Source organism: Burkholderia sp. WTPI3 (assembly GCF_021483755.1).
Classification (GTDB): domain Bacteria; phylum Pseudomonadota; class Gammaproteobacteria; order Burkholderiales; family Burkholderiaceae; genus Burkholderia.
Window position 1 is genome coordinate 104110 of the sequence record NZ_JAGIXF010000009.1, and the last position, 21555, is coordinate 125664.

Consider the following 21555-nt stretch of genomic DNA (forward strand, 5'->3'; position numbering starts at 1 on the left):
GGATGGCTCACATGACCGATTCCACTTCCGCCGAGTCCGCCCAGCCCGACGTGCGCACGTATGTCGCGAACCGTATCGGGTTTCTCGAACTGAACCGGCCGAAGGCGCTGAATGCGCTGTCGGTCGGAATGATTCGCTTGATGCAGCGGGCGCTCGACGCATGGCGCGACGATCCCGAGGTGGTCGCGGTCGTCGTGCACAGCCCGCATCCGCGCGCGTTCTGCGCGGGCGGCGACGTGCGTTTCTTCCACGACGCGTGGCAGCGCGGCGATCGCGATGCGGTCGACACGTTCTTCATCGAGGAATACACGCTCAACCACACGATCTTTGCTTATCCGAAGCCGTACATCGCGCTGATGCATGGCGTCGTGATGGGCGGCGGCATGGGCATTTCGCAGGCAGCGCGGCATACGGGCGGCCTGCGCGTCGTCACCGATTCGACGAAGATGGCGATGCCCGAAACGCGCATCGGCCTGTTCCCGGACGTCGGGATGAGCTGGTTTCTCGCACGTACGCCGGGTGCGCTCGGCCGCTATCTCGCGGTGACCGGCGCGACGCTCGACGCGGCCGGCGCACTGTATGCACAGCTCGCAGATGTTTATCTCCCGGACGTCGCGCTGCCGGCGCTGCTCGACACGCTGCGCAGCGCGCGCGTCGACAGCGGTGCGCAGGTTGTCGCGTGCGTGGCCGATGCGGCCGCCGTGCACAAGGTCGTGCCGACGCCCGACACGTCGGCGCTGGCCGACGCGCGCGCCGGGATCGATCGGCATTTCGCGCAACCCGAGATCGGTGCGATCCTCGCGTCGCTCGATGCCGAGCAGGATTGTGCGGCGGTGGACGGATGGATCGAGAAGGCGACGCACGCGATGCGCAGCCAGTTGTCGCCGCTGTCGATGGCCGTGTCGCTCGAAGTCGTCGAGCGGGCCCGTGGTGCGACGATGGCCGATTGCCTGCGGCGCGACCTCGACCTCACGCGTTCGACGTTTGCGCAGGGCGACGTGATCGAAGGCGTGCGCGCGCTGATCGTCGACAAGGATCACCAGCCGGCCTGGCGCTTCAAGACGACGGCCGATGTCGACCGGGGGGCCGACGTGCTCGCGATGTTCGACGGCCCGTGGACGCCCGACACGCATCCGCTGCGCAACCTGAAGGATTGACGCGGCGCGGTATCCGGCCACGAAGCGACAAGGCCGCCTGCATGCGCAGGCGGCCTTGTCATTTGCGGATGCTGATTCGATCCGGCTGCGACGGGCGGGGGCCGAGCCGAAGCCGTGCGTCTTACTCGTCGCGGGCGTCGTCCGACATGAAGGCGCGCATGAACACGAGCGCACCGAAGCCCCAGACCGCGTTCGCCGCGAAACCGGCCGCGAGCACCGGCATCATGTTGCCCGACGGCCAGATCCCGCGCAGCGGATCGATCGCGAACACGCGCGCGGCCGTCAGCACGATGCCGCCGAACACCAGCGCGCCGATCCACGGCGCTTCGCGCTCCGGCGACACGCGCAACAGCCATGCCATCGGAACCGCGCAGCACGCGCTGATCAACGCGTTCGCGACAAATTCAGGAATGCCGAGCGGCGCGAATGGTTGCGTGGAGAACCCGGCTGCGGCGATCAGATCGGCCGTGTGCAGCAGCGCGAGCGTGGCTTCGCGGAAGAAGAGGGCGGCCAGGAAGCCGGACAGGAACGGCAGGATGACTTTCTGCATCGATGAGTGCATTGCAGGCGCGGCTGGCCGGGGCCGTCCGCGCGAAGTTATTCGGATAGGTGCGTCATTATAGGGCCCGGCTGCTGCGATATTCGCTGGAGCGTCGTGCTAATCACGAAAGCGGAAAACCTAAGCTCAAAAAAATCGTTCCAAAGCCCTGCGCCGATCCCTAGACTGAGTTCCCAGAAGCAGCCGTGCAATCGCGTACTCGCCCGCTGCACGGCCTGACCGGCGAACCATCCCGACTCGAACGCACACCATGCATGCGTCGCTCACCCGCGACGCGAGCAGGGCCTCGTTTTATCCAGATTCCGGCAAGGACAGTCAAGCAGGAGCAGCAGATGAATGTTTTCTGGTTTATTCCCACGCACGGCGACAGCCGTTATCTCGGCACCGCCGAAGGCGCGCGCGCCGCAGATTACGATTATTTCAAGCAGGTCGCCGTTGCGGCCGACACGCTCGGTTACGACGGCGTGCTGCTGCCGACCGGTCGTTCCTGCGAGGATGCGTGGGTTGTCGCGTCGAGCCTGATTCCGGCGACGCAGCGCCTGAAGTTTCTGGTCGCCGTGCGTCCGGGTATCGCATCGCCCGGGCTGGCGGCGCGGATGGCTGCGACGTTCGACCGTCTGTCGGGTGGCCGCCTGCTGATCAACGTCGTGACGGGCGGCGATTCGGCCGAACTCGAAGGCGACGGCCTGTTCGCCGATCACGATACGCGCTACGAGATCACCGACGATTTCCTGCACATCTGGCGCGGGCTGCTGTCCGCGTCGCACGAGAACGGCGGCTTCGACTACATCGGCAAGCACATTCAGTCGAAAGGCGGCAAGGCGCTTTATCCGCCCGTGCAGCACCCGCATCCGCCGCTGTGGTTCGGCGGATCGTCGCCGGCTGCGCACACGATCGCCGCGGATCACATCGACACCTATCTGACCTGGGGCGAGCCGCCCGAGGCCGTCGCGAAGAAGATCGCGGACATCCGCGCACGTGCGGAAGCACGCGGCCGCACGATCAGGTTCGGCATTCGCATGCACGTGATCGTGCGCGAAACCGAGGACGAAGCATGGCGCGATGCCGAGCGCCTCATCAGCCGTCTCGACGACGACACGATTGCCCGCGCGCAGAAGGCGTTCGCGAACATGGATTCGGAAGGCCAGCGCCGCATGGCCGCGCTGCACGGCGGCAAGCGCGGCGGCCGCGAGGCGCTCGAGGTTTATCCGAACCTGTGGGCTGGCGTCGGTCTCGTGCGCGGCGGCGCGGGTACCGCACTCGTCGGCAACCCCGAGCAGGTTGCGGAGCGCATGCGCGAATACGCGGATCTCGGCATCGAGACGTTCATCCTGTCCGGCTATCCGCATCTCGAGGAGTCGTACCGTTTCGCCGAACTCGTGTTTCCGCTGATCAAGGGCAAGGGCGCGGAAAAGGCGGCCGGCCCGCTGTCGGGCCCGTTCGGCGAGATCGTCGGCAACAACTACCTGCCGAAGGCTGGCCAGAGCTGAACGAAGGAGGCCTGCGATGACAACGAAAACGTCGACGACGGGCGCCGTGCTGGCCGCCCGCGCATGGCGCGCCATCGCGCCGTGGCTCGTGCCGCTCGCGTTGCTGGTCGCATGGGAGGTCGGCGCGCGCGCCGGCTGGCTGTCGACCCGCGTGCTGCCCGAACCTGTCGCGGTCGTGCGTGCGGCATGGTCGCTCGTGACATCGGGCGAGATGTGGGCGAACGTGAAGGTCAGCACGTGGCGTGCGCTGTTCGGCTTTGCGATCGGCGGCGGCGTCGGCCTGGCGCTGGGGCTGGCAACCGGTCTGTCGAAAGCGGCGGAGGTCGCGCTCGATTCGACGATCCAGATGATCCGCAACATCCCGGCGCTCGCAATGATCCCGCTCGTGATCCTGTGGTTCGGCATCGACGAGAAGGCGAAGCTGTTCCTCGTTGCGCTCGGCGTGTTCTTCCCGGTGTACATCAACACCTATCACGGGATCCGCTCGGTCGACGCGAACCTGATCGAGATGGCGAAGAGCTATGGCGTGCGCGGTTTCGCGCTGTACCGCGACGTGATCCTGCCCGGTGCGTTGCCGTCGATTCTCGTCGGTGTGCGTTTCGCGCTCGGGTTGATGTGGGTGATGCTGATCGTCGCGGAAACGATTTCCGCGCAGTCGGGCATCGGCTATATGACGATGAACGCGCGTGAATTCCTGCAAACCGACGTGGTGGTGGTCGGCATCCTGCTGTATGCGGTGCTCGGCAAGCTGGCCGACGTGCTGGCGAAATGGATCGAGCGCGTGACGCTGCGCTGGCACCCCGCTTATCAATCAGGAGCAAAGGCATGAATGCGACGACTTCGGCGGCCGTCTACGGCCCGCTCGCCGGCGCAGACCTCGAGGCCGAACTGGCGCAGGCACGCGTGACCGACGGCGACGCGCGAGACGCGGCGATCGTCGACCGGGACGGCAGTGCATCCGTCGTTCCGCTCGCGCGGCGGCGCACGGGCAGCCCGGCGCCGGACGATGCGGTGACGCTGTCCGGCGTCAGCAAGCGCTTCGGCGAGCGCACGGTGCTAGACAACGTCGAACTCGGCATCGCGCGAGGCAGTTTCGTCGCGATCGTCGGGCGCAGCGGCTGCGGCAAGTCCACGCTGCTGCGTCTCGTCGCGGGGCTCGAGCAGCCGAGCAGCGGGGCGCTCGTGACGCGTGGCGAGGGCGGCGGCGTGCTCGATACGCGGATCATGTACCAGGACGCGCGGCTCTTGCCGTGGAAGACCGTGCTGCAGAACGTGATGCTGGGCCTCGGGCGCGGCGCGCGCGATCAGGCGCGTGCGGTGCTCGACGAAGTCGGCCTGCTCGAGCGCGCGAACGACTGGCCTGCTCGGTTGTCGGGCGGCCAGCGGCAGCGTGTCGCGCTCGCGCGTGCGCTCGTGCATCGGCCGCAGTTGTTGTTGCTCGACGAGCCGCTCGGCGCGCTCGACGCGCTGACTCGCATCGAGATGCATGCGCTGATCGAGCGGTTGTGGCGCGAGCACCGGTTTACCGCTCTGCTCGTTACGCACGACGTGCAGGAAGCCGTCGCGCTCGGCGACCGGATTCTGCTCATCGAGCAGGGCCGTGTCGCCCTCGATCAGCCCGTGCCGCTCGAGCGGCCGCGCGCTCGTGCGTCGGCCGCGTTCGCGGCGCTGGAAGATCACGTGCTGCAACGCGTGCTGGCCGATGGACCCGGGGCAGCCGATCAGCGCGCGGCGCTTGACGTCGATACCGTACGACCGGTCGGGCAGATCCGCTGGGCCGTTTAAATCCGGGCGGCACCCGCCGTTCGTCCTCAGACTTTTTCTTCGGAGCGATCAACCCGATGAGCATCACTGCAATCAACGTGCGTAACCAGTTCAAAGGCAAGGTGAAGGAGATCATTCGCGGGCCCGTGGTGTCCGAGGTCGACGTCGAGACGCCGTTCGGCATCGTCACGTCGGTGATCACGACCCGTTCGGTCGACGAACTCGAACTGAAGGTTGGCGCGGAAGTCGTCGCGCTCGTGAAGTCGACCGAAGTCTCGATCGCGCGCCTCTGAGTGCGTGCCGCCGCCGGGCGGCGCGGACGGGCCGACCGCTCGTCCGTCCGCCTGGCCACGGCGCGTGGTTATTCCGTCGCGCGTTTGCCGCGGTATTCGATGTCGATATGAAGTGCTAGGATGGAACGACACCGATGCCGGAGGCCAACGCATGACCCCCATCCTTTCTCCTGAAGCCATCGAGGCGCTGAAGTGGATCGACCAGTTCGGCGACAGCCGGCCGGTTCCTGCTGCGTTCGACGACGTCGTCTATGCGTTGCTGAACGAAGGGCTGATCTATCAGGCGGCTGCCGACCGCGTCGACCTCACCGACGACGGCAAATCCGTTTTGTCTAACGAATATGATTGAGGGCACGGCGCCGGCCGCAGGGCGGCCCGGCGCTGCGTCGTCACGGAGCGAGCGATGGAACCGAGAGGTAGCGATCTCGGCGATTTCAGCGAGCCGTACCGCGGCTTCGAGATCGAGGTAAAGACCGAGCAGGTCTGGGACGGCGAGCATGCCCACTATCGCGTGCTGCAAGGTGGTGTCGTGCGGATCGACTGGCGGCTCGTGAAGGTCGACGGGGTGCTGCTGACCGAACGGCGCGTGATCGAACGCGTGCTCGAGGAGGCGCGGCGAGCCGTCGATGCCGAACTGGGCGAGGGCGGCCAGGCCTAGCCGATTCCGGCTGGCGGGCCGGCCCGACCGCGTTGCGGTAGAATCCCGGGTTGTCTCCCGCGCCCGCTTGCTGCCCCGATTCCATGTCCGCACCGTCCTCGCTTCCTCCCCGCCGCGTTTCCGTGGCGCCTATGCTCGACTGGACCGACCGTCATTGCCGGTCGTTCCATCGCACGCTGACGCGCGACACTTGGCTGTATACGGAAATGATCACGACGGGCGCGCTGCTGTTCGGCGATGCCCAGCGGCACCTCGCGTTCACGCCGAACGAATCGCCGGTCGCGCTGCAACTCGGCGGCAGCGAACGGGACGACCTCGCACGCGCGGCGAAACTCGGCGAGCAGTGGGGTTATGACGAGATCAACCTGAATTGCGGATGCCCGTCCGAGCGCGTGCAGCGTGGTGCATTCGGCGCGTGCCTGATGAACGAGCCGCAACTGGTGGCCGACTGCGTGAAGGCGATGCGCGATGCGGTGTCGGTGCCGGTGACGGTCAAGCACCGGATCGGCGTCGACGCGGTCGAGGATTACGCGTTCGTGCGCGACTTCGTGGGCACGGTTGCGGAAGCGGGCTGCGAGACGTTCGTCGTGCACGCGCGCAATGCGATCCTGAAGGGGCTGTCGCCGAAAGAGAACCGCGAGATCCCGCCGCTCAAGTACGACTATGCCTATCAGTTGAAGCGCGATTTCCCGTCGCTGGAGATCGTGATCAACGGCGGGATCAAGACGCTCGACGAAGTCGCGCTGCATCTCGAGCACGTCGACGGCGTAATGCTCGGGCGTGAGGCGTATCACAATCCGTATGTGCTCGCGGCAGTCGATGCGCGCTTCTATGGGTCGACCGCAGCGGTGCCGACGCGTGAAGAGGCCGAGGCGCAACTGATCGAATACTGCGCGGCGGAACTGAAGCGCGGCACGTATCTCGGTGCGATCGTCCGGCATGCGCTCGGACTCTATCGTGGTGTCGCCGGGGCACGCGGCTGGCGTCGCGTGCTGTCCGACAACAAGAAACTCGCGCGTGGCGATCTGGCCGTGTTCGACGAGGCACGCATGCATCTGAACGACGCCATCGAAAATTTTGAAAAAAATGCTTTGCAAGACGGAAAAGTCTTCGTATAATCTTGTTCTTCGCTGCTGAACACGAAACGAAACAGCGAAGAAACAAGGCAGTATCAGTGGTGGCTGTAGCTCAGTTGGTAGAGTCCAGGATTGTGATTCCTGTCGTCGTGGGTTCGAGTCCCATCAGCCACCCCAAAATTCTCAAGCAAAACAGGCGCTTCGGCGCCTGTTTTGCTTTCCGCGGACGCTCGGGGCAATCGCGCCGATTCGAACCTCGCTTTTCTCCAGAGCGTTCTGCTCGCCATCACTTCATTTCGCGTTCGTTGCCACGAACATCTCGATGTCGTATCCGAGTCGCTTCGCGCAAACGGCCGCCGTCATCGCCGACGCATGCTTGTAAAGCGTGCATCGATCGTTTCGGTGGCGGGCGCTAGGCTGTTTCTCTGCTACGCCACTGATTGTCGCGGCGCATTCACCATCAGGCGACAGGAAGACTCTTGCGCAGCCAGCGGCGCACAATCATGACCGACGTTACGGAAAGCGCCAGCCCGGCCACGATGTCGACCAAGCAATGCGCGCCGAATTGAATGGCGGAATAAATCATCGTGGTGTTCCAAACGACGGAAGCGGGAAAGAGCCATCGAACGTGCCGTAATGCATACTCAAACAGAATGGCATCGGCAGCATGCAGGGAGGGTATCGAGATGATTTCCCGTCGCTTTTACAGATCGAATGCTTTTAGCGATCCATCTCGTAACGTCTGAAACAGCGAAACCAGGGAATCGTCGTATGGTCCCTGGAGTCCGAAGTGGATCATGGGATTCGATGCGGGAAACGGCGCAGACAGCAGGACCGTGACGACGGCAATTCCCACGAACAACAACAGAAACTCCGTGAGATCCCGATCGCGCTTCGCCGATCCAAGTACGGCGATCGTCAGTAGCGCCTGCGGGATATAGCTCTCGTAAATCGTCACAACGACACGACTGGCGGCAAGGTGCTGTATTTGCCACGCAAGGCGGACAGGCAAGTCTTGAACGCGCAGCCTGATGTCGACGCCCATCATTCGCACATTCCAGGTTGACCGATTCAGCATTCGTTCGTGAATCCGCGGCGTAAAGCGGTGATCGTAAAACGATCATCGGCACGCAAATTGGCGGAATAGAACCGAGGTGTGGCGCAAATCGCCAACGCTTCACAGTCTTGCATTCGTGTAACCTGTCGAATTCCTCGTGCCCGCAGCTTTGCAGGGCCGTTCGGTCCCGACGCCCGGAAGGCGTCGGGACATTTTTTTGCTGCTCCATCTCGCCCGATTCGCCATTCAACTCGCCGTTGAAATATCGTAGCTTGCTACACTTTCCCGACCACGATCACACAACGGGAGTGACCACGCATGCCGGAAAACCGAACCGTCATTCTGCGCAGCGCGACACCACACGATGCCGAACACATCGCTCGCTTGCACACGCTGAGCTGGCAGAGCGCGTATAGCCATATCCTTCCGGCAACGTTTCTGTCGGACGACGCGCCGACGGAACACGCAACCCGCTGGCGAAATTATTTCGATCGCGACGAAGCGGAGTGGGGCCTCGTGCTGATTGCGGAATCGGATCGCGTTCCGGTCGGTTTCGTGAGCGCCGAAAGGCCGGTCGATTCGGCGCGTGGCGTTCTGCTCGATTGCCTTCACGTGCATCCTGCCCATCACGGAGGCGGTACGGGAAAGCGGATGGTCGAAGCCGTTCGCGGGTGGGCCCGAAATATCGGCTCGGACAAGGTTCATCTGTCCGTGCTCGACGACAATGTTCGCGCGATCGGTTTCTACGAACACAATGGCTGGCAATTACTCACTGTCGAAACGAGCTACATCGGCCGGACGGAGGTTACCGACCGGGTCTACGTAATCGAGGCGTAAAGCCGGAGATTGGCAGGCAGTAAACAGAACGGCTGCACGCGACATGTCCTTCCCGGAATACCGCCGTCCATAGGCTGTTATTCGCCGCAATAACGCACGAGCAAATCCGCCTCGGTTTCATGTACTTCGACGGGTAGGCTCGTCGCTCCCGCATACGCGAGATAACGCGCACGATGCTGGCCGTTGCGGAACGACGCGACACCGATTTTCGACAGGCCCGTGATGCCGAGCAGCGTCCGCGCTCTCGTCTCGCGAAACGTGATGAACGGCATGTCCGGAATCCTCGCCGCCTCCGGGTCGAGGAATTCGCGAATGCCGGCAGCCTTGCCCGGCGCCCAGTACTGCACCGACGGCAGCACATAATCGGTCGTGTCGCGGTCGGCGCAGGCCAGCAGTTTCCGCAGGTCGACCGTCACGACACGATGTCGCGAATCGTCGGAGGCGAATACCCGCTTCAGATGCGTATAGGCATAGGCAGCGTGCCCGGGAAGCTGGACGATCCAGACCTCCACGCCGTCTTGTTGTGCCCGAGCGAGTGTCATTATTTTCTCTGATGGCGCGTGCGATTTTTTGTGGGGGAGTGTAGTAGCGCGATCACGGCTACGGCCACGGCCGCGTAGCCGGCGGATACCCGGAATACGAACGGCGAAATCATGTATGACCGAACGGCGCAAGGAACCGTTCTCGAAGCAGTTGCTGGAGCGATCCGGTCGTGCGTATTCAGTCGACATCTTGCGAGAATATCGCGATACCGCCGGTCCGAATGACACGTGCTACGAAAGTCACACAAGATTCACACAGCGAGTGAAACCGGACAGGCATGAGACATCACAAGCACCAACGGGCGGAGTGGCCGGAGAAAAATGATGTCGCCGGGACTTGAGATAGAGTATCCCGATTGCCGCTTCATCTTCCACCTGCCCGGGCATCTCGGCGGCAGTGCTGGCACCGGCCGCCGCTCCTGCATGCGGGCGCGTATCGCGCGTATCGCAATTCGCACGGCACACGGGCTTTCCGGTTGAAAGGGTGAGTTGCCGCACAGACGATTGCACAGACGGCGATTCACAATTTGACCGGTTGACCGATCTACCCCGGCCCGGTCAACCGTTTCCCCGCTCGCTCGCGCAGGAGCGGGGCTTTTTGGCCGCCCGACGCACGCAGGCCGCGTCGGCGCAACTGGACAGGCGTTCGGCAGGCTGCGTTTCGCGCCCCGGCATCCGTTCGCCTGCTCCACATGAATCGCTTTCCTCGTGTCCAAGCGATCGCTTGGGCCCATTGCCGGTCTGGGCCGGTGATGCCTTGATCCCGGCGGCGCGTCACTGCGCTGCCGGGATGTTTTTGCCCCCGAGCCTGTCGAGCCCCGGTTACGTAAAACACGTCGCGTGTTGCCGTCGGCTCAGCCAGCCTGCTCGACGCTGGTTTCCCACCCGTCGTATTCGCCGCCGAGCGAGCGTACTTCACGATTGATCGCGAGCGTATGGCGCGTGATGTCGGCCAGCGTCGTCGTGCCTTCGTGCGCAAACCGCACGGCCGATTTGCCGTCCTCGGTCGGTGCGACCGATTCGACCGGATAGCCTTTCGCTTCGGCCCAGTCGGCGAACTGGTGCGCGTCGCTCGGCTCCGGGAAGTACGCCCAGTGCATCACGCGTCGGTTCACGTCGCTCACGTCGCCTTGCTGCCGCAGCGCTTCGAGCACACGCATGTCGCGCATCAACTGCCAGTCGTCATCGGTCGGGTAGAGCGTGCGCCAGTACGTGTCCTTGTCCGGATCGTCCTGGTACGCGTATTGAAGCGCGTAGGTCGTCTGTTCGGCCAGCGAGTCGACGATCTCTGCCGCGGCTGCTTCGTCGAACGGTACGTAGAACATGAAATCCTGGTTGCCGTCGACGGTGATGCGACCAACCTGCACCCCGTCTTTCGCGATCACGGCGGCATCGAGCAGATCCTCGATCTTCGTGAGATCGGCGAACTCGTCGCCGCTCGGCAGGCCGTCGGGCGTCGGATGCGCAAGCGTGACGCGCACGCTGAGCAGTGCCGTGCGCGGATCGCTCTCGGCGATTTCCGCATAGCTGTTGTTGAAGCTGATGAAGGCCTGATGGTCGCCCATTCTGGCAGGGAAGGTTCCCCAGGCGTCGGTCATGTGTTTCTCCCGTGCACGATTGTCTGTTGACGGTTGCAAAGCGTCCCAATGTATCATCGAAAATCGCGTTGGCCGAAGATGCGCGCCTGATCGTGAGCCCGGGCATCCCGGGGCCGATCGAATTCGAGCGCTGGCGCACGTTGCGCAAGATAGCCGAGCGGCTTAACCGCATCGCGCCAGTATCCTGAACGACCGGGCTAAGAGACGGTGCGGTGGCGATTCCTTGCGGCTGATCCGGCAGGCCATGCATGCGAGTCCGGGGCGCACGCAACCTGACGCGCCGTGCGCGGCGGGCCGCAACAATTTCGAAGGAGATTGCGATGTCGATGTTTGCGGTGAATGGTGTCCGTATCGATCCGCTCAGCGCGCGAGTGACGCACGTGCGCTGGGCGGCCGTCAATCCGGCCGACCGGTCATGGGCCGCAACGCCGAGCGAAGCGGCGGTGGCGGAGGTGGCGCACGCGCTCGCGGCCGGCAACGACGTTCACGCGGTGTTCGACGAAGTCGACGCAACGGCGGTGGGACCGAAACTGAAGCGCGTGCTGTATCGAGACGCGTCGGAAGGCATCGAGCTCGACGTCGACGTGACGAACGAGTCGCGTACGTTGCGGGATCTTCCGCAAATCTGAACGGCGAGCGCCGGATCGCTGCAAATGCGGGCGCATGCGGTGCCAACGCACGCGAACTCTTGCACATTCGCCGCACGCCGATCGCGAGGAGTAGTATCGGGCAACCATCCTGCATCGTTGCCGGCCGTGTCGAACGGGTCGAAGCGAAGGCCGGCGCGCGCTACGTCGCGCCGACAACGAGCGAATAACGCAACCGCGCACGAGACCATGCCCAGATACTCCATCGCCCCGTTGGCCATCGCATCCTGCCTGGTGCTCGCGGCCTGCCAGACCGAAACCGTATCGCCGTCGCCCGAGACCGCATCGACAGCGGTTCCGGTATCGTCGTCGGCGGCGCCGATTCATGGCATGGGCCAGGTGCCGCATCTGGCCGGCCAGAGCCACTGGGCCGCCCACGAGTGCACGTCCGACGGCGCAGTCAAAGTGTGCAATTGATCGAGCGACCGACACGATGAGCGACGCAAGCGAAACGAACGATGCCGTCTGGCACGTCGACCCGGTCGCGGGAACGGTGACGGGCACATTGCCGGTGGTGCTGCCGGTCGACAGCCGCAGCTTCAGGCGAAAGGCGCTCGTCTGCGCGGTGCTCGCCGTATTGACCGCGTGCGGGTATGTGGCCGACGTGGCGCTGTGGCAGGTGGCGGCGCTGGCCGCGCTGCTGGCGCTCCTGAGTGGCGGCTTCTTCCTGATATCGCGCCGCAAGATGGCACTGCATGTCGATGAAACCGGCTTCAGGCTGGTGGGCTCGATGCGCGACAAACCGGTCACGCCGTGGCGCGACGTCACCGAATTCGGAATCGTCAGCGTCGCGGGAAACCGTTACATCGGCTACCAGTTCTCCGCGCATTCGCCGCGCACCAGGGTGCCGGGCGGCGTGATGCTGCCGATCAACCGGTTCGCGGACCTTCCGCTCGACGCGGTTGCCGCGTTGCTGGAGGCGTGCCGCCGGCAGTTCGGGGTGCGGGAAGATCGCGACGGTCGAGTGGACTGATTCCGGGGCGCAGGCGCAATCCCGTCGGCCTGTCGGCGAATAAAAAAATGTCGGCAGGCGTGTCGATTTCCGTCGGGCTCGTCCGTCGTAGGATCGGAGGCGTACGCATCGTGCGTCCGTCTCGCTTTCCTACACGACAAACCGACTGAAGGAGCGACACCCATGGCCACGTCCGTCAACCCGATCCCCGAAGGGATGCGTACGCTGACGCCGCACCTGATCTGTGCCGGCGCCGCAGCAGCAATCGACTTCTATAAACGTGCGTTCAACGCAAGCGAGCGGTTCCGCCTGCCGACGCCCGACGGCCGGCTCGCGCACGCATGCCTCGCGATCGGCGATTCGACACTGATGCTGGTGGATGAAATGCCCGAGCACGGCGCACTCGGACCAAAGACGCTGAAAGGCACACCGGTGTGCCTGCATCTATTCGTGCAGGACGCCGACGCGGCGATCGCACAGGCTGTCGCGGCCGGCGCGACAGTCACGATGCCGGCGACCGACATGTTCTGGGGCGATCGCTATGGGCAGGTCGAGGATCCGTTCGGCCACCGCTGGTCGATCGCCACGCACCAGCGCGATCTGACGCCCGAACAGATCGCGGACGCGATGGCGAGCGCACCGCCGTGCGGGGGGTGATCGAGCCGCATAAATCGTGCTGAACGGCGGGCGGGTGTGGCAGCACATGTCGGCACGTTCGTCGTCGGCCTTCCTGCGTCGCGTGCTGCATCGGGTGGTGCGATCGGAGGGGGCCGGCGTCTCAAGCTATGCGGTGCGATGCCGTAAACAGGGCGAGATCAATGATTCATCCAATCGCACCATGGCTCGAATTCTGTACGCGGGGTATCTCGCATTTGCGCTGTACCTGCTTTACCCGATGATCCACAACACGTTGAATTTCAGCATGGATTGCGTGCTGAGCGCGCTGCCGGGCGGCGATCGCGACATGCCCCAGCGTACGGCAAGCGGTGCGTCGACGTGGGGCAACCGGTGTGCCGCGGATACGCAACTTGTGGCGCGATCGCCCGATATCCATTGATTCGTGGATCGCCGCGACCCGAGCTTCCGCGTGCCGGCCATTCGGCCAGGTTGATTGGCGTGCGATGTACGCCGATCATTGACGACATCGCGAGCGAATATCGCATGCCGTCGGCACGCTGCACGCGAGCAGCGCTTGCGATCGCGTGCGCGGGATGGGTCAGTAGGAGGAGCGGTACGGCGTGCCCTGGTCGAAGCGGCTTTGCCAATGCGTGAGGTAGCGCGACGCGAGCTGCGGATTGTTCCAGACGACGATGACGTTCTCGGAGTTTCGGCTTGCCGCCGACGCACTGTAGTTGAACGAACCGGTCTCGACGTGTTCGGCATCGATCACGAGGTACTTGTCGTGGTGGATCGCATAGGCATCGATCGTGCGCGTCGGAATGCCCGCGTTGACGAGCAGGTTCAGCGCCTGCTTGCTGCTCTTCGCGCGATTGCCCTTGTCGTCCACGACGACCGCGACATTCACGCCGCGTCGCTTGGCCGCCAGCAGTGCGCGCGTGACGGGCGGCGACGTGAACGAGTAGGCGGCCACGCGAATCGAGCTGCGTGCGGCACCAATCGCCTTCAGCACGAGCGCTTCGGCACCGCCATCGGGCGAGAACGCCGATTCGACGACCTGCGTGGCCGGCGCTTCATGTGTCGGGGCCGGCAGCAGTTGCGCGATGTAGTCGATCGCCTGTTGCAACAGCGATTCGCTGTGCGTCTTGCCGAAGGCGGCGAACGGTGTGGCGAGCAGGGAGGCGGCGAGGCAGGTGGCGGCGAGGCGATTGCGCGACAACATCTTGGACAGCGAATAATTTCGAGACAGCGGGCCGTGAGTGTAACGCAGACGTGGCGGCGCGGTCACGCCAGAATGGGAATAGCCACGTTGCGTTGCGGCGTGCCGCGCCGCGTGCCGATGCAGCGATGTTCGTGACGTCGAGCGATATCAGTGCGGGGGCGATGATCGCGCCGATCGATTGATGGCGATGTCGTACGCGTGTATGTGCGCTTGGATCGCATACGGTCCGGGCATGACGAATGCGGATATGCGCGAATGCCGGTTGCGAGCGCTGCGCTGCCGACGTAGACGCTATACGCGCGATGTGCGCGCAGCGGGCGCTATGCGCCGGGCGTCATGCATCGAGCGGCCCGGCGTCTTCGCGCGTGATCCACCCGGGCCCGGGTTCCGGCTGCACGTCGTGCGCATCGAGCGGTTCGCCGCACGCCGAACACACCGCGACCGCATGCATCAACTGGCCACAGGTTCGATGGCGCAACTGCACCGGCGGCCCCTGGCCGTCGTCCTTCCAGCGGTCGCCCCATGTCATCAGTGCGAGCAGGGCCGGGTAGAGGTCGAGGCCCTTTTCCGTCAACCGGTATTCGAAGCGCGGCGGGCGCTCCTGATACGCGCGCCTGACCAGCACGCCTTCGTCGACGAGGCGTGCGAGCCGTTCGGCCAGCACGTGGCGCGTGAGGCCCAGTTGCACCTGGAACGCGTCGAAGCGGCGGCAGCCGAGAAAGGCGTTGCGCAGGATCAGCATGGTCCAGCGATCGCCGAGCACGGCGAGCGTGCGCGCGACCGAACAGTTCAGCGTACCGATGTCATCCCATTTCATGATCGAGTCTCGTGCGGCGGTTCGGCAAATGAGCGGACCGATTATAGAACCCGTCTTCGGTTGCGACGGGCGCGCGTTGCGTTGACAAGGCCGGCGCGGTTGTAAATAATGAGTTCCAATTTGGAACTTACTCGCGCGGCGACGCACTTTCAATCAGGAGACCACCCGATGAACCCACTTTCCCTGTCCGGTATCGAACTGCTGCGCGCGGCAGTGTCGGGCGACGTGCCCCTTGCGTCGATTTCCGAGACGATTCCAATGCGACCGCTGGGCGTCGAGCTCGGCTACGTGAAGATGTCCGCGCGCGCGGACGGCCGGCACCTGAATCCGCTCGGCGGCGTGCACGGCGGGTTCGCCGCGACGGTCCTCGATTCGGTCACAGGCTGCGCGGTGCATTCGATGCTCGACGCGGGCGTCGGCTACGGCACGGTCGACCTGCACGTGAAGATGCTGCGCCCGGTGCCGCGCGACGTCGACCTGATCGCGGAAGGGCGCGTGATTCACCTGTCGCGTTCGCTCGGCGTCGCGGAAGGCACGCTGAAGACGCCGGACGACAAGATCGTTGCGCACGCATCGGCGACGTGCTTCATCCAGCGGCCGCAATGAGGAGGCGGGCGGCGTCGGGCCGGCTCGACGGCCCGGCGCAATGCGAACGCGGCACGCGCGGGACGGTGCATACCTGTTGCTTGCCCGGCGGGCCGGCCGAAGGCGGCCTGTAAGCGTCCGCGTCGGCCATCTGAAGCGTTCGCTTCAATGTGATAGCGTTCCTGCTTTCCACCTCCCCGCGAAGGAACAGCATGGAATACCGCACACTCGGCGATTTAGGTATCGAGGTCAGCCTGATCGGTCTCGGCACGATGACGTGGGGCGAGCAGAATTCGGAGCGCGACGCACACGAGCAGATCGATTACGCGCTTGCGCAGGGCGTCACGCTGATCGACGCCGCGGAAATGTACCCGGTGCCTCCGAAGCCCGATACCCAGGGCCGCACGGAGCAATACATCGGTACCTGGCTCGCGCAGCATCGCGCGCAGCGCGACCGGATCGTGCTTGCGACGAAGATCGCGGGCCCGGCGCGGCAACCGCACAATCCGCGTCATATTCGCGGTGAAGGCAACCAGTTCGACCGCAAGAACCTGACCGAAGCGCTGGACGGCAGCCTCAAACGCCTGCAGACCGACTACGTCGACCTGTACCAGCTGCACTGGCCCGATCGCAGCACGACCACGTTCGGCCGCCCCGCGTATCCGTGGGTCGACGACACGTACACGGTGCCGATCGAGGAAACGCTGGGCGTGCTTGCGGAATTCGTGAAGGCCGGCAAGGTCCGCGCGATCGGCGTGTCGAACGAAACGCCGTGGGGCGTCGCGCAATTCCTGCGTGCGGCCGAGAAGCTCGGGCTGCCGCGCATCGCGAGCATCCAGAACCCGTACAGCCTGCTGAACCGCACGTTCGAGAACGGTCTGTCGGAATTTACGCATCGCGACGGGGTCGGCCTGCTCGCCTATTCGCCGCTCGCGTTCGGCTGGCTGTCCGGCAAGTACGAGAACGGCGCGCGCCCGGCCGGTGCACGCATTACGCTGTTCGAACGCTTCCAGCGCTACAGCAAGCCGCAGGCGGTCGAGGCGACGTCGCGCTACGTCGAGCTCGCGAAACGCCATGGGCTGTCGCCCGCGCAGCTCGCGCTGGCGTTCGTCAACAGCCGGCCGTTCGTGCGCAGCAACCTGGTCGGCGCGACGTCGCTCGAGCAACTGAAGGAGAACATCGGCAGCATCGACGTGACGTTGTCCGACGAGATCCTTGCCGAGATCGACGCGCTGCACGAACGGCAGCCGAACCCGGCGCCGTAAACGGCGTGGGGCCCGCGCGGCAGCGATGCCACGACGGGCCGCGTTGGACGCACGTGGCCGCCGTCGTTTGCGTCGTCAGCGCATCCCGAGCCGGGCACGCGCGACCAGCAGCGCGACGAGACTCAACACCGCGCAACCCATCAGATACAGCGCCGGCGACAACCGGTTGCCGGTCGCGCTGATCAGCCACGTGATCATGAACGGCGCGAAACCGCCGAACAGCGTGACGCCCGTGTTGTAGCTGACCGCGAGGCCGGTCGCACGGGTCTGCGACGGGAACAGCTCGGCCATCAGCGCCGGCAGCGCGCCGCAATACGTCGCTTTCAGCAGGCCGATCCAGATCAGCGCGGCGAGCATCGTCGCGAACGACGCGTGATGCGTGAGCCACACGAACGTCGGCCATACCGTGGCGAGCATCAGCACGGCCGCGGCCGTCATCACGCGAATGCGCCCGGTGCGATCGGACAGGTGACCGACGAGCGGCGTGACGAGCGTCAGCACGACACCAGTCGCGAGCGTCGCCGCGAAGCCGGTCGACGCCGGCAGTCCGAGCTGCTTGATCGCATACGTCGGCATGTACAGCACCATGTAGTTGATCGCGGTCGAGATCACGAGCACACCGATCGATAGCAGCACGCGCATCTTCTGGTCCGCGAACAGCTCGCGCACCGGTGCTTCGGAGCGCGCCTGCGTCTTGAACTCGACGCCTTCGTCGACATAGCGGCGAATGTAGAGCCCGATCGGACCGATCGCGAGGCCGAACAGGAATGGCACGCGCCAGCCCCAGCTTTCGAGCTGGGCGGTCGTGAGCGTCGACGTCAGCAATGCCCCGAACCCCGACGCGAGCAGCGTCGCGAGGCCCTGGCTCGCGAACTGCCAGCTCGACATGAAGCCGCGCCGCTGCGGGGCATGTTCGACGAGGAAGGCGGTCGAGCTCGCGAATTCGCCGCCGGCGGAAAAGCCCTGCATCAGCCGCGACAGCATGATCCCGAGCGGCGCGAGGATGCCGATCGATGCGTAGGTCGGCATCAGCGCGATCAGCAGCGTACCGACCATCATCATGCCGATCGACAGCAGCAGCGATGCCTTGCGGCCCGCACGGTCGGCGTAGGCGCCGAGCACGAAACCGCCGATCGGCCGAATCAGGTACGACAGCCCGAACGTGCCGAGCGTGAGCAGCAGCGACGTCGCCTCGCTCGTCGCGGGGAAGAACAGCTTGGCGATCGTTACCGCGAAAAAGCCGTAGACGATCAGGTCGAACCATTCGAGTGCGTTGCCGATCGACGCCGCGAAGATGATGCGCCGTATTTTCGCGGCGCTGGGGCTGGCGGCGTCCTGCGAGGTCAGGGTGGTCGTATTCATCGTGTGAGCATGTCCCGAGAAAGGGCGAAGCGCGTTACAGGGCGGCGCCGGCTGCGGCGGGCGCGGTGCGGCGAACGGGCGGCGCGGCATCGCCGAGATCCCAGAAGAGGCCGGCCATCATCTGCAGTCCCTCGCGCACGACGCTCGCGAGCAGATGCTCGTCGGGCGCATGCTGCGAACACGCCGGATACGAATGCGGAACCCATAGCGTCGGCAGCCCGAGCGTGTCGGCGAACACTTCGTTCGGCAGCGTGCCGCCGAGATTGGGCAGGATCGCGGGCTTCTTGCCGGTCGTGCACGCGAGTGACGCGACGGCCCAGCGTACCCACGGATCGTCCGGCGACAGGCGCGTCGCCGGTGCGCCGCGTTCGACGTCGATCTCGATGTCGGCGAAGCCATGCGCGTCGAGATGCGCACGCAGATGCGTGTGCAGCGCTTCCCAATCGGTGCCGACCACGAAACGCAACTGGCAGTGCGCATACGCGACGGGCGGAATCGCATTGACCGGATGTTCGGGATTGCCGGCCTTGAACGCGAGGATCTCGAACGTGTTCCAGCCGAACACGCGCTCCGCGGCGGACAGGCCGGGCTCGCCCCAGTCGGCATCGAGCGCCGGATCGCCGGGACCGCCGCCCACCGACAGGTCGGCGAGCGCCGTGCGCACGGCCGCCGGGATCGGCGGCGGGCGCAGCCCCGCGACGCGGATCGCGCCGCGCGCATCGACGAGGCATGCGAGCGCGTTGGCGAGCACGGTCGCCGGATTGCAGCAGCCCGCCCCAGCCGGAGCGCCATCGCGCGCGCGCAGGCTCAGCTTGAAATTGACCGCGCCGCGCGAGCCGAGGAATACGGTCGGACGTTCGGCGGCGATGCGCGGCCCGTCGGATGCGATCAGCACGTCGGCCGCGAGCGCGTCGCGCTCCCGGCGGCATAGCGCGTCGAGGCCCGGGGAACCGGTTTCCTCGCCCATCTCGATCAGCAGCTTCGCGTTGAAGCCGAGCCGGCCGCCGCGCGCGTCGAGCACGCTCGCCAACGCGGCGAGATTGATCGTGTGCTGGCCCTTGTTGTCAGCGCTGCCGCGGCCATACCAGCGATCGCCTTCGGCGGTCAGCGTCCACGGTGACAGCGGCGCGCGCCATTGCGCGTCGTAGCCGCGCACGACATCGCCGTGACCGTAGATCAGCACGGTCGGCAGGGCGTCGTCCTCGTGGCGCGATGCCAGCAGGAACGGGCCACCACCGTCGACGGGGTTGTCGACGATCCGCGACGTGAAGCCGAGGCGGGCGGCCTCCGGCGCGATTTCGTCGGTCAGGTAGGCGCGCAGGGCGGCGCCCGTACCGCTTTCCTGGCTTTCGGTGCGCAGGCCGACGCGGCGGCCGAGGGTCGTGAAGAACGCGCCCGATTCGAACTGGTTCAGCGCGTGCTGGATGGCGGCGGTACGGCTCAAGACGTGTCTCCTCTATCGTATTGCCGGCGCGCGCACGGTGCGCGCAACCGGGAGTGCGATCGATTCTAGAAAGCCGTTTTTTTTGTCACAATGATCGAATTTCGAACATTTCTTTGCCGAAAAGGCAAAGCTTGGCGGCCCGCAGTGGCACGGGGACAGAACGATGGCGGCTTTCCTGCATGGTCTTGCGCTGCGGTACTTCGTCGAAGTGGCGCGCACCGGGTCGATCAGCGACGCGTCCGCGCGACTGCACGTCGCCGTGTCGGCGATCAGCCGCCAGATCGCGAAGCTCGAGAGCGAGCTCGGCGCACCGCTGTTCGAGCGCCGGCCGCGCGGGATGGCGCTGTCGGAGGCGGGCGAACGGCTGCTCGGCTTCGCGCAGCGCAGCCTGCTGGAGGCCGAGCACGTGATGAAGGAAATCGGCGGGCTCGAGGCGCTGCACGGCAGCCTGCTGAAAATCGCCTGCTCGGAAGGGTTCGCGATCGATTTCCTGCCGGGCGCGCTCGCGAGCTTCAAGGCGCGCCATCCGGGTGTCGATTTCTCGGTGTGGGTCGTGTCGCCGGCGGATGCGACGCGGCGCGTACGCGACGGCGATGCCGATATCGGGCTGACGTTCAGTCTCGCGCCGGAGCAGGGCGTGCGCGTCGAACATACCGAACGCGCGCCGGTCTTCGCGCTCGTGCGGCACGACCATCCGCTCGCGGCGCGCGAGTCGGTGTCGCTCGCCGATGTCGCGCGGCACCCGCACGTGCTGCCCGAGGCCGGCACGACGGTGCGCCAGCTGATCGACATCGCGTGCGTACTCGAGGGGTTGATGCTCGAGCCCGAGCTGACCAGCAACAACACTGCGGTGATGTATCGCTACGCGCAGCGCACCGGGGCCGTGATGTTCACGGGCCTGCTGTCGGTGCGGGACCGTTTCGACGCGGACGGCTTCGTTATCGTTCCTGTTTCGAACCCGCAGTTGCGCGAGCGCAGCATCCAGGTGCAGACCATGGCGGGGCGCGATCTGCCCGCGTCCGTGCGCGCGTTTCGCGACCATCTGGTCGACGTGATGAGCGCCGCATCGGCGCCGCCGGTTGCCGCGTGCGGCCCGGGACGCCCGGGCGTGAGATAATCGTGAATCCGCCTTCCGTGCCCGTGCGGCTCGTCGAGCCGCATCGCCCCTGTTCGACGCCAAATTGAAGAACCTGATTGTCACCCTCGATCGCGCCGGCGAGTTCGACGAGATCATCGACGTGCGTACGCCGCTCGAGTTCGCCGAGGACCATATCCCCGGCGCGCTGAACGCGCCCGTGCTCAGCAACGAGGAGCGCGTGATCGTCGGTACGATGTACCGGCAGGTATCGCCGTACGAAGCGACGCGTGTCGGCGCGGCAATGGTTGCACGCAACATCGCGCGTCATCTCGACACCACGTTCGCCGACCGGCCGCGCAACTGGCGGCCGCTGATCTACTGCTGGCGCGGCGGCAAGCGCTCGGGCTCGATGACGACCTGGTTCAACCTGATCGGCTGGCAGGCGCGCCAGCTCGACGGCGGCTACAAGGCGTACCGCCAGTCGGTATGTGCGACGCTCGACACGCTGCCGACGCGGTTTCGCTACATCGCGCC

At 65.4% G+C, this 21555-nt stretch carries 26 protein-coding genes, 1 tRNA gene and 1 pseudogene; 20 read left to right on the forward strand and 8 right to left on the reverse strand.

Features of this window, described 5'->3' with window-relative positions; translation table 11 throughout:
* Positions 1-11: 11 nt before the first annotated feature.
* The gene (locus J7024_RS07595) at positions 12-1157 is read left to right on the forward strand and encodes an enoyl-CoA hydratase/isomerase family protein (RefSeq protein ID WP_175750832.1); all 1146 of its coding nucleotides are present in this window, start codon (positions 12-14) and stop codon (positions 1155-1157) included.
* A gap of 121 nt (positions 1158-1278) precedes the next feature.
* On the opposite strand, the gene J7024_RS07600 is transcribed toward J7024_RS07595, so the two are convergent.
* Positions 1279-1707: a hypothetical protein gene (locus tag J7024_RS07600; RefSeq protein WP_124825799.1), complete on the reverse strand. Its 429-nt coding sequence runs from the start codon at positions 1705-1707 to the stop codon at positions 1279-1281.
* Positions 1708-2048: 341 nt separating this feature from the next.
* On the opposite strand from J7024_RS07600, the gene ssuD reads away from it, so the two are divergent.
* From ssuD to J7024_RS07640, 8 genes are all read left to right on the forward strand, one after another.
* Positions 2049-3206 (forward strand): FMNH2-dependent alkanesulfonate monooxygenase, encoded by a 1158-nt coding sequence (gene ssuD / locus J7024_RS07605; RefSeq protein ID WP_124825798.1) that lies wholly within the window; start codon positions 2049-2051, stop codon positions 3204-3206.
* Positions 3207-3222: 16 nt separating this feature from the next.
* Positions 3223-4035: an aliphatic sulfonate ABC transporter permease SsuC gene (ssuC, locus tag J7024_RS07610; protein WP_124825797.1), complete on the forward strand. Its 813-nt coding sequence runs from the start codon at positions 3223-3225 to the stop codon at positions 4033-4035.
* Positions 4032-4991 carry an ATP-binding cassette domain-containing protein gene (locus J7024_RS07615; RefSeq protein WP_124825796.1) on the forward strand — a complete coding sequence of 320 codons (960 nt, stop codon included), beginning with the start codon at positions 4032-4034 and terminating at the stop codon, positions 4989-4991. Before ssuC ends, J7024_RS07615 begins: the two co-directional genes overlap by 4 nt.
* A 56-nt stretch (positions 4992-5047) precedes the next feature.
* Entirely contained in the window at positions 5048-5263 is a 216-nt protein-coding gene (locus tag J7024_RS07620) for a TOBE domain-containing protein (protein WP_006400187.1), read from the forward strand.
* Between the two features lie 151 nt (positions 5264-5414).
* Positions 5415-5612 (forward strand): hypothetical protein, encoded by a 198-nt coding sequence (locus tag J7024_RS07625; RefSeq protein ID WP_124825795.1) that lies wholly within the window; start codon positions 5415-5417, stop codon positions 5610-5612.
* 54 nt (positions 5613-5666) lie between these two features.
* Positions 5667-5921: a hypothetical protein gene (locus tag J7024_RS07630; RefSeq protein WP_124825794.1), complete on the forward strand. Its 255-nt coding sequence runs from the start codon at positions 5667-5669 to the stop codon at positions 5919-5921.
* A 131-nt stretch (positions 5922-6052) separates the two neighbouring features.
* On the forward strand, positions 6053-7039 hold the full coding sequence (gene dusA / locus J7024_RS07635; RefSeq protein ID WP_233409964.1) for a tRNA dihydrouridine(20/20a) synthase DusA: 987 nt from the start codon (positions 6053-6055) through the stop codon (positions 7037-7039).
* 59 nt (positions 7040-7098) lie between these two features.
* Positions 7099-7174 (forward strand) — tRNA-His (locus tag J7024_RS07640).
* A gap of 283 nt (positions 7175-7457) precedes the next feature.
* Here the strand turns inward: J7024_RS07640 and J7024_RS07645 are convergent.
* Positions 7458-8075 (reverse strand): annotated as a pseudogene (locus J7024_RS07645) (phosphatase PAP2 family protein).
* 297 nt (positions 8076-8372) lie between these two features.
* On the opposite strand from J7024_RS07645, the gene J7024_RS07650 reads away from it, so the two are divergent.
* Positions 8373-8891, forward strand: a complete 519-nt coding sequence (locus J7024_RS07650) for a GNAT family N-acetyltransferase (protein WP_124825790.1) — start codon at positions 8373-8375, stop codon at positions 8889-8891.
* Between the two features lie 77 nt (positions 8892-8968).
* Here J7024_RS07650 and J7024_RS07655 read toward each other — a convergent pair whose 3' ends face one another.
* Both J7024_RS07655 and J7024_RS07660 read right to left on the reverse strand, forming a co-directional pair.
* A complete protein-coding gene (locus J7024_RS07655; protein ID WP_124825983.1) occupies positions 8969-9433 on the reverse strand; it encodes a plasmid fertility inhibition factor family protein in 465 nt (154 codons plus the stop codon).
* Positions 9434-10287: 854 nt separating this feature from the next.
* Entirely contained in the window at positions 10288-11031 is a 744-nt protein-coding gene (locus tag J7024_RS07660) for a DUF695 domain-containing protein (RefSeq protein WP_175750834.1), read from the reverse strand.
* A gap of 26 nt (positions 11032-11057) precedes the next feature.
* On the opposite strand from J7024_RS07660, the gene J7024_RS07665 reads away from it, so the two are divergent.
* The 6 genes from J7024_RS07665 to J7024_RS37450 all read left to right on the forward strand — a co-directional run bounded on the left by J7024_RS07665 (position 11058) and on the right by J7024_RS37450 (position 13687).
* A complete protein-coding gene (locus J7024_RS07665; RefSeq protein WP_175760589.1) occupies positions 11058-11219 on the forward strand; it encodes a hypothetical protein in 162 nt (53 codons plus the stop codon).
* Between the two features lie 132 nt (positions 11220-11351).
* Positions 11352-11660, forward strand: coding sequence for a phosphatidylserine/phosphatidylglycerophosphate/cardiolipin synthase (locus J7024_RS07670; protein ID WP_124825788.1), 309 nt, complete (start codon positions 11352-11354; stop codon positions 11658-11660).
* A gap of 207 nt (positions 11661-11867) precedes the next feature.
* Positions 11868-12095, forward strand: a complete 228-nt coding sequence (locus tag J7024_RS07675; protein WP_124825787.1) for a hypothetical protein — start codon at positions 11868-11870, stop codon at positions 12093-12095.
* A gap of 16 nt (positions 12096-12111) precedes the next feature.
* Positions 12112-12651 (forward strand): aspartyl-tRNA synthetase, encoded by a 540-nt coding sequence (locus J7024_RS07680; RefSeq protein ID WP_124825786.1) that lies wholly within the window; start codon positions 12112-12114, stop codon positions 12649-12651.
* A 162-nt stretch (positions 12652-12813) separates the two neighbouring features.
* A complete protein-coding gene (locus tag J7024_RS07685; protein ID WP_124825785.1) occupies positions 12814-13287 on the forward strand; it encodes a VOC family protein in 474 nt (157 codons plus the stop codon).
* Positions 13288-13333: 46 nt separating this feature from the next.
* The gene (locus J7024_RS37450) at positions 13334-13687 is read left to right on the forward strand and encodes a hypothetical protein (protein ID WP_425092612.1); all 354 of its coding nucleotides are present in this window, start codon (positions 13334-13336) and stop codon (positions 13685-13687) included.
* 159 nt (positions 13688-13846) lie between these two features.
* Here J7024_RS37450 and J7024_RS07695 read toward each other — a convergent pair whose 3' ends face one another.
* Positions 13847-14470, reverse strand: a complete 624-nt coding sequence (locus J7024_RS07695) for a phospholipase D family nuclease (protein ID WP_124825784.1) — start codon at positions 14468-14470, stop codon at positions 13847-13849.
* A gap of 334 nt (positions 14471-14804) precedes the next feature.
* Positions 14805-15287, reverse strand: a complete 483-nt coding sequence (locus J7024_RS07700) for a winged helix-turn-helix transcriptional regulator (RefSeq protein WP_124825783.1) — start codon at positions 15285-15287, stop codon at positions 14805-14807.
* A 168-nt stretch (positions 15288-15455) separates the two neighbouring features.
* Between J7024_RS07700 and J7024_RS07705 the strand changes: the two genes are divergently transcribed.
* On the forward strand, positions 15456-15893 hold the full coding sequence (locus J7024_RS07705) for a PaaI family thioesterase (RefSeq protein ID WP_124825782.1): 438 nt from the start codon (positions 15456-15458) through the stop codon (positions 15891-15893).
* A gap of 191 nt (positions 15894-16084) precedes the next feature.
* The gene (locus J7024_RS07710) at positions 16085-17137 is read left to right on the forward strand and encodes an NADP(H)-dependent aldo-keto reductase (RefSeq protein ID WP_234744960.1); all 1053 of its coding nucleotides are present in this window, start codon (positions 16085-16087) and stop codon (positions 17135-17137) included.
* Between the two features lie 75 nt (positions 17138-17212).
* On the opposite strand, the gene J7024_RS07715 is transcribed toward J7024_RS07710, so the two are convergent.
* Positions 17213-18499 (reverse strand): MFS transporter, encoded by a 1287-nt coding sequence (locus J7024_RS07715; RefSeq protein WP_124825780.1) that lies wholly within the window; start codon positions 18497-18499, stop codon positions 17213-17215.
* A 34-nt stretch (positions 18500-18533) separates the two neighbouring features.
* Positions 18534-19943 (reverse strand): M20 family metallopeptidase, encoded by a 1410-nt coding sequence (locus J7024_RS07720; protein ID WP_234744961.1) that lies wholly within the window; start codon positions 19941-19943, stop codon positions 18534-18536.
* 163 nt (positions 19944-20106) lie between these two features.
* Between J7024_RS07720 and J7024_RS07725 the strand changes: the two genes are divergently transcribed.
* Complete coding sequence (locus tag J7024_RS07725) at positions 20107-21060, forward strand: LysR family transcriptional regulator (RefSeq protein ID WP_124825778.1); 954 nt, start codon at positions 20107-20109, stop codon at positions 21058-21060.
* Between the two features lie 64 nt (positions 21061-21124).
* Positions 21125-21555: tRNA 2-selenouridine(34) synthase MnmH (gene mnmH / locus J7024_RS07730; protein ID WP_234744962.1), on the forward strand; the 431-nt coding region annotated here is incomplete at its 3' end.

Bases quoted from the DNA above. Each gene is read 5' to 3' on its own strand.
- J7024_RS07595 (WP_175750832.1), top strand. From the start codon at position 12: ATGACCGATTCCACTTCCGCCGAGTCCGCCCAGCCCGACGTGCGCACG.
- J7024_RS07625 (WP_124825795.1), top strand. From the start codon at position 5,415: ATGACCCCCATCCTTTCTCCTGAAGCCATCGAGGCGCTGAAGTGGATC.
- J7024_RS07685 (WP_124825785.1), top strand. From the start codon at position 12,814: ATGGCCACGTCCGTCAACCCGATCCCCGAAGGGATGCGTACGCTGACG.
- J7024_RS07650 (WP_124825790.1), top strand. From the start codon at position 8,373: ATGCCGGAAAACCGAACCGTCATTCTGCGCAGCGCGACACCACACGAT.
- J7024_RS07670 (WP_124825788.1), top strand. From the start codon at position 11,352: ATGTCGATGTTTGCGGTGAATGGTGTCCGTATCGATCCGCTCAGCGCG.
- ssuD (WP_124825798.1), top strand. From the start codon at position 2,049: ATGAATGTTTTCTGGTTTATTCCCACGCACGGCGACAGCCGTTATCTC.
- J7024_RS07615 (WP_124825796.1), top strand. From the start codon at position 4,032: ATGAATGCGACGACTTCGGCGGCCGTCTACGGCCCGCTCGCCGGCGCA.
- J7024_RS07705 (WP_124825782.1), top strand. From the start codon at position 15,456: ATGAACCCACTTTCCCTGTCCGGTATCGAACTGCTGCGCGCGGCAGTG.
- dusA (WP_233409964.1), top strand. From the start codon at position 6,053: ATGCTCGACTGGACCGACCGTCATTGCCGGTCGTTCCATCGCACGCTG.
- J7024_RS07695 (WP_124825784.1), bottom strand. From the start codon at position 14,470: ATGTTGTCGCGCAATCGCCTCGCCGCCACCTGCCTCGCCGCCTCCCTG.
- ssuC (WP_124825797.1), top strand. From the start codon at position 3,223: ATGACAACGAAAACGTCGACGACGGGCGCCGTGCTGGCCGCCCGCGCA.
- J7024_RS07680 (WP_124825786.1), top strand. From the start codon at position 12,112: ATGAGCGACGCAAGCGAAACGAACGATGCCGTCTGGCACGTCGACCCG.
- J7024_RS07725 (WP_124825778.1), top strand. From the start codon at position 20,107: ATGGCGGCTTTCCTGCATGGTCTTGCGCTGCGGTACTTCGTCGAAGTG.
- J7024_RS37450 (WP_425092612.1), top strand. From the start codon at position 13,334: ATGTCGGCACGTTCGTCGTCGGCCTTCCTGCGTCGCGTGCTGCATCGG.
- J7024_RS07630 (WP_124825794.1), top strand. From the start codon at position 5,667: ATGGAACCGAGAGGTAGCGATCTCGGCGATTTCAGCGAGCCGTACCGC.
- J7024_RS07715 (WP_124825780.1), bottom strand. From the start codon at position 18,499: ATGAATACGACCACCCTGACCTCGCAGGACGCCGCCAGCCCCAGCGCC.
- J7024_RS07700 (WP_124825783.1), bottom strand. From the start codon at position 15,287: ATGAAATGGGATGACATCGGTACGCTGAACTGTTCGGTCGCGCGCACG.
- J7024_RS07710 (WP_234744960.1), top strand. From the start codon at position 16,085: ATGGAATACCGCACACTCGGCGATTTAGGTATCGAGGTCAGCCTGATC.
- J7024_RS07655 (WP_124825983.1), bottom strand. From the start codon at position 9,433: ATGACACTCGCTCGGGCACAACAAGACGGCGTGGAGGTCTGGATCGTC.
- J7024_RS07620 (WP_006400187.1), top strand. From the start codon at position 5,048: ATGAGCATCACTGCAATCAACGTGCGTAACCAGTTCAAAGGCAAGGTG.
- J7024_RS07675 (WP_124825787.1), top strand. From the start codon at position 11,868: ATGCCCAGATACTCCATCGCCCCGTTGGCCATCGCATCCTGCCTGGTG.
- J7024_RS07600 (WP_124825799.1), bottom strand. From the start codon at position 1,707: ATGCAGAAAGTCATCCTGCCGTTCCTGTCCGGCTTCCTGGCCGCCCTC.
- J7024_RS07660 (WP_175750834.1), bottom strand. From the start codon at position 11,031: ATGACCGACGCCTGGGGAACCTTCCCTGCCAGAATGGGCGACCATCAG.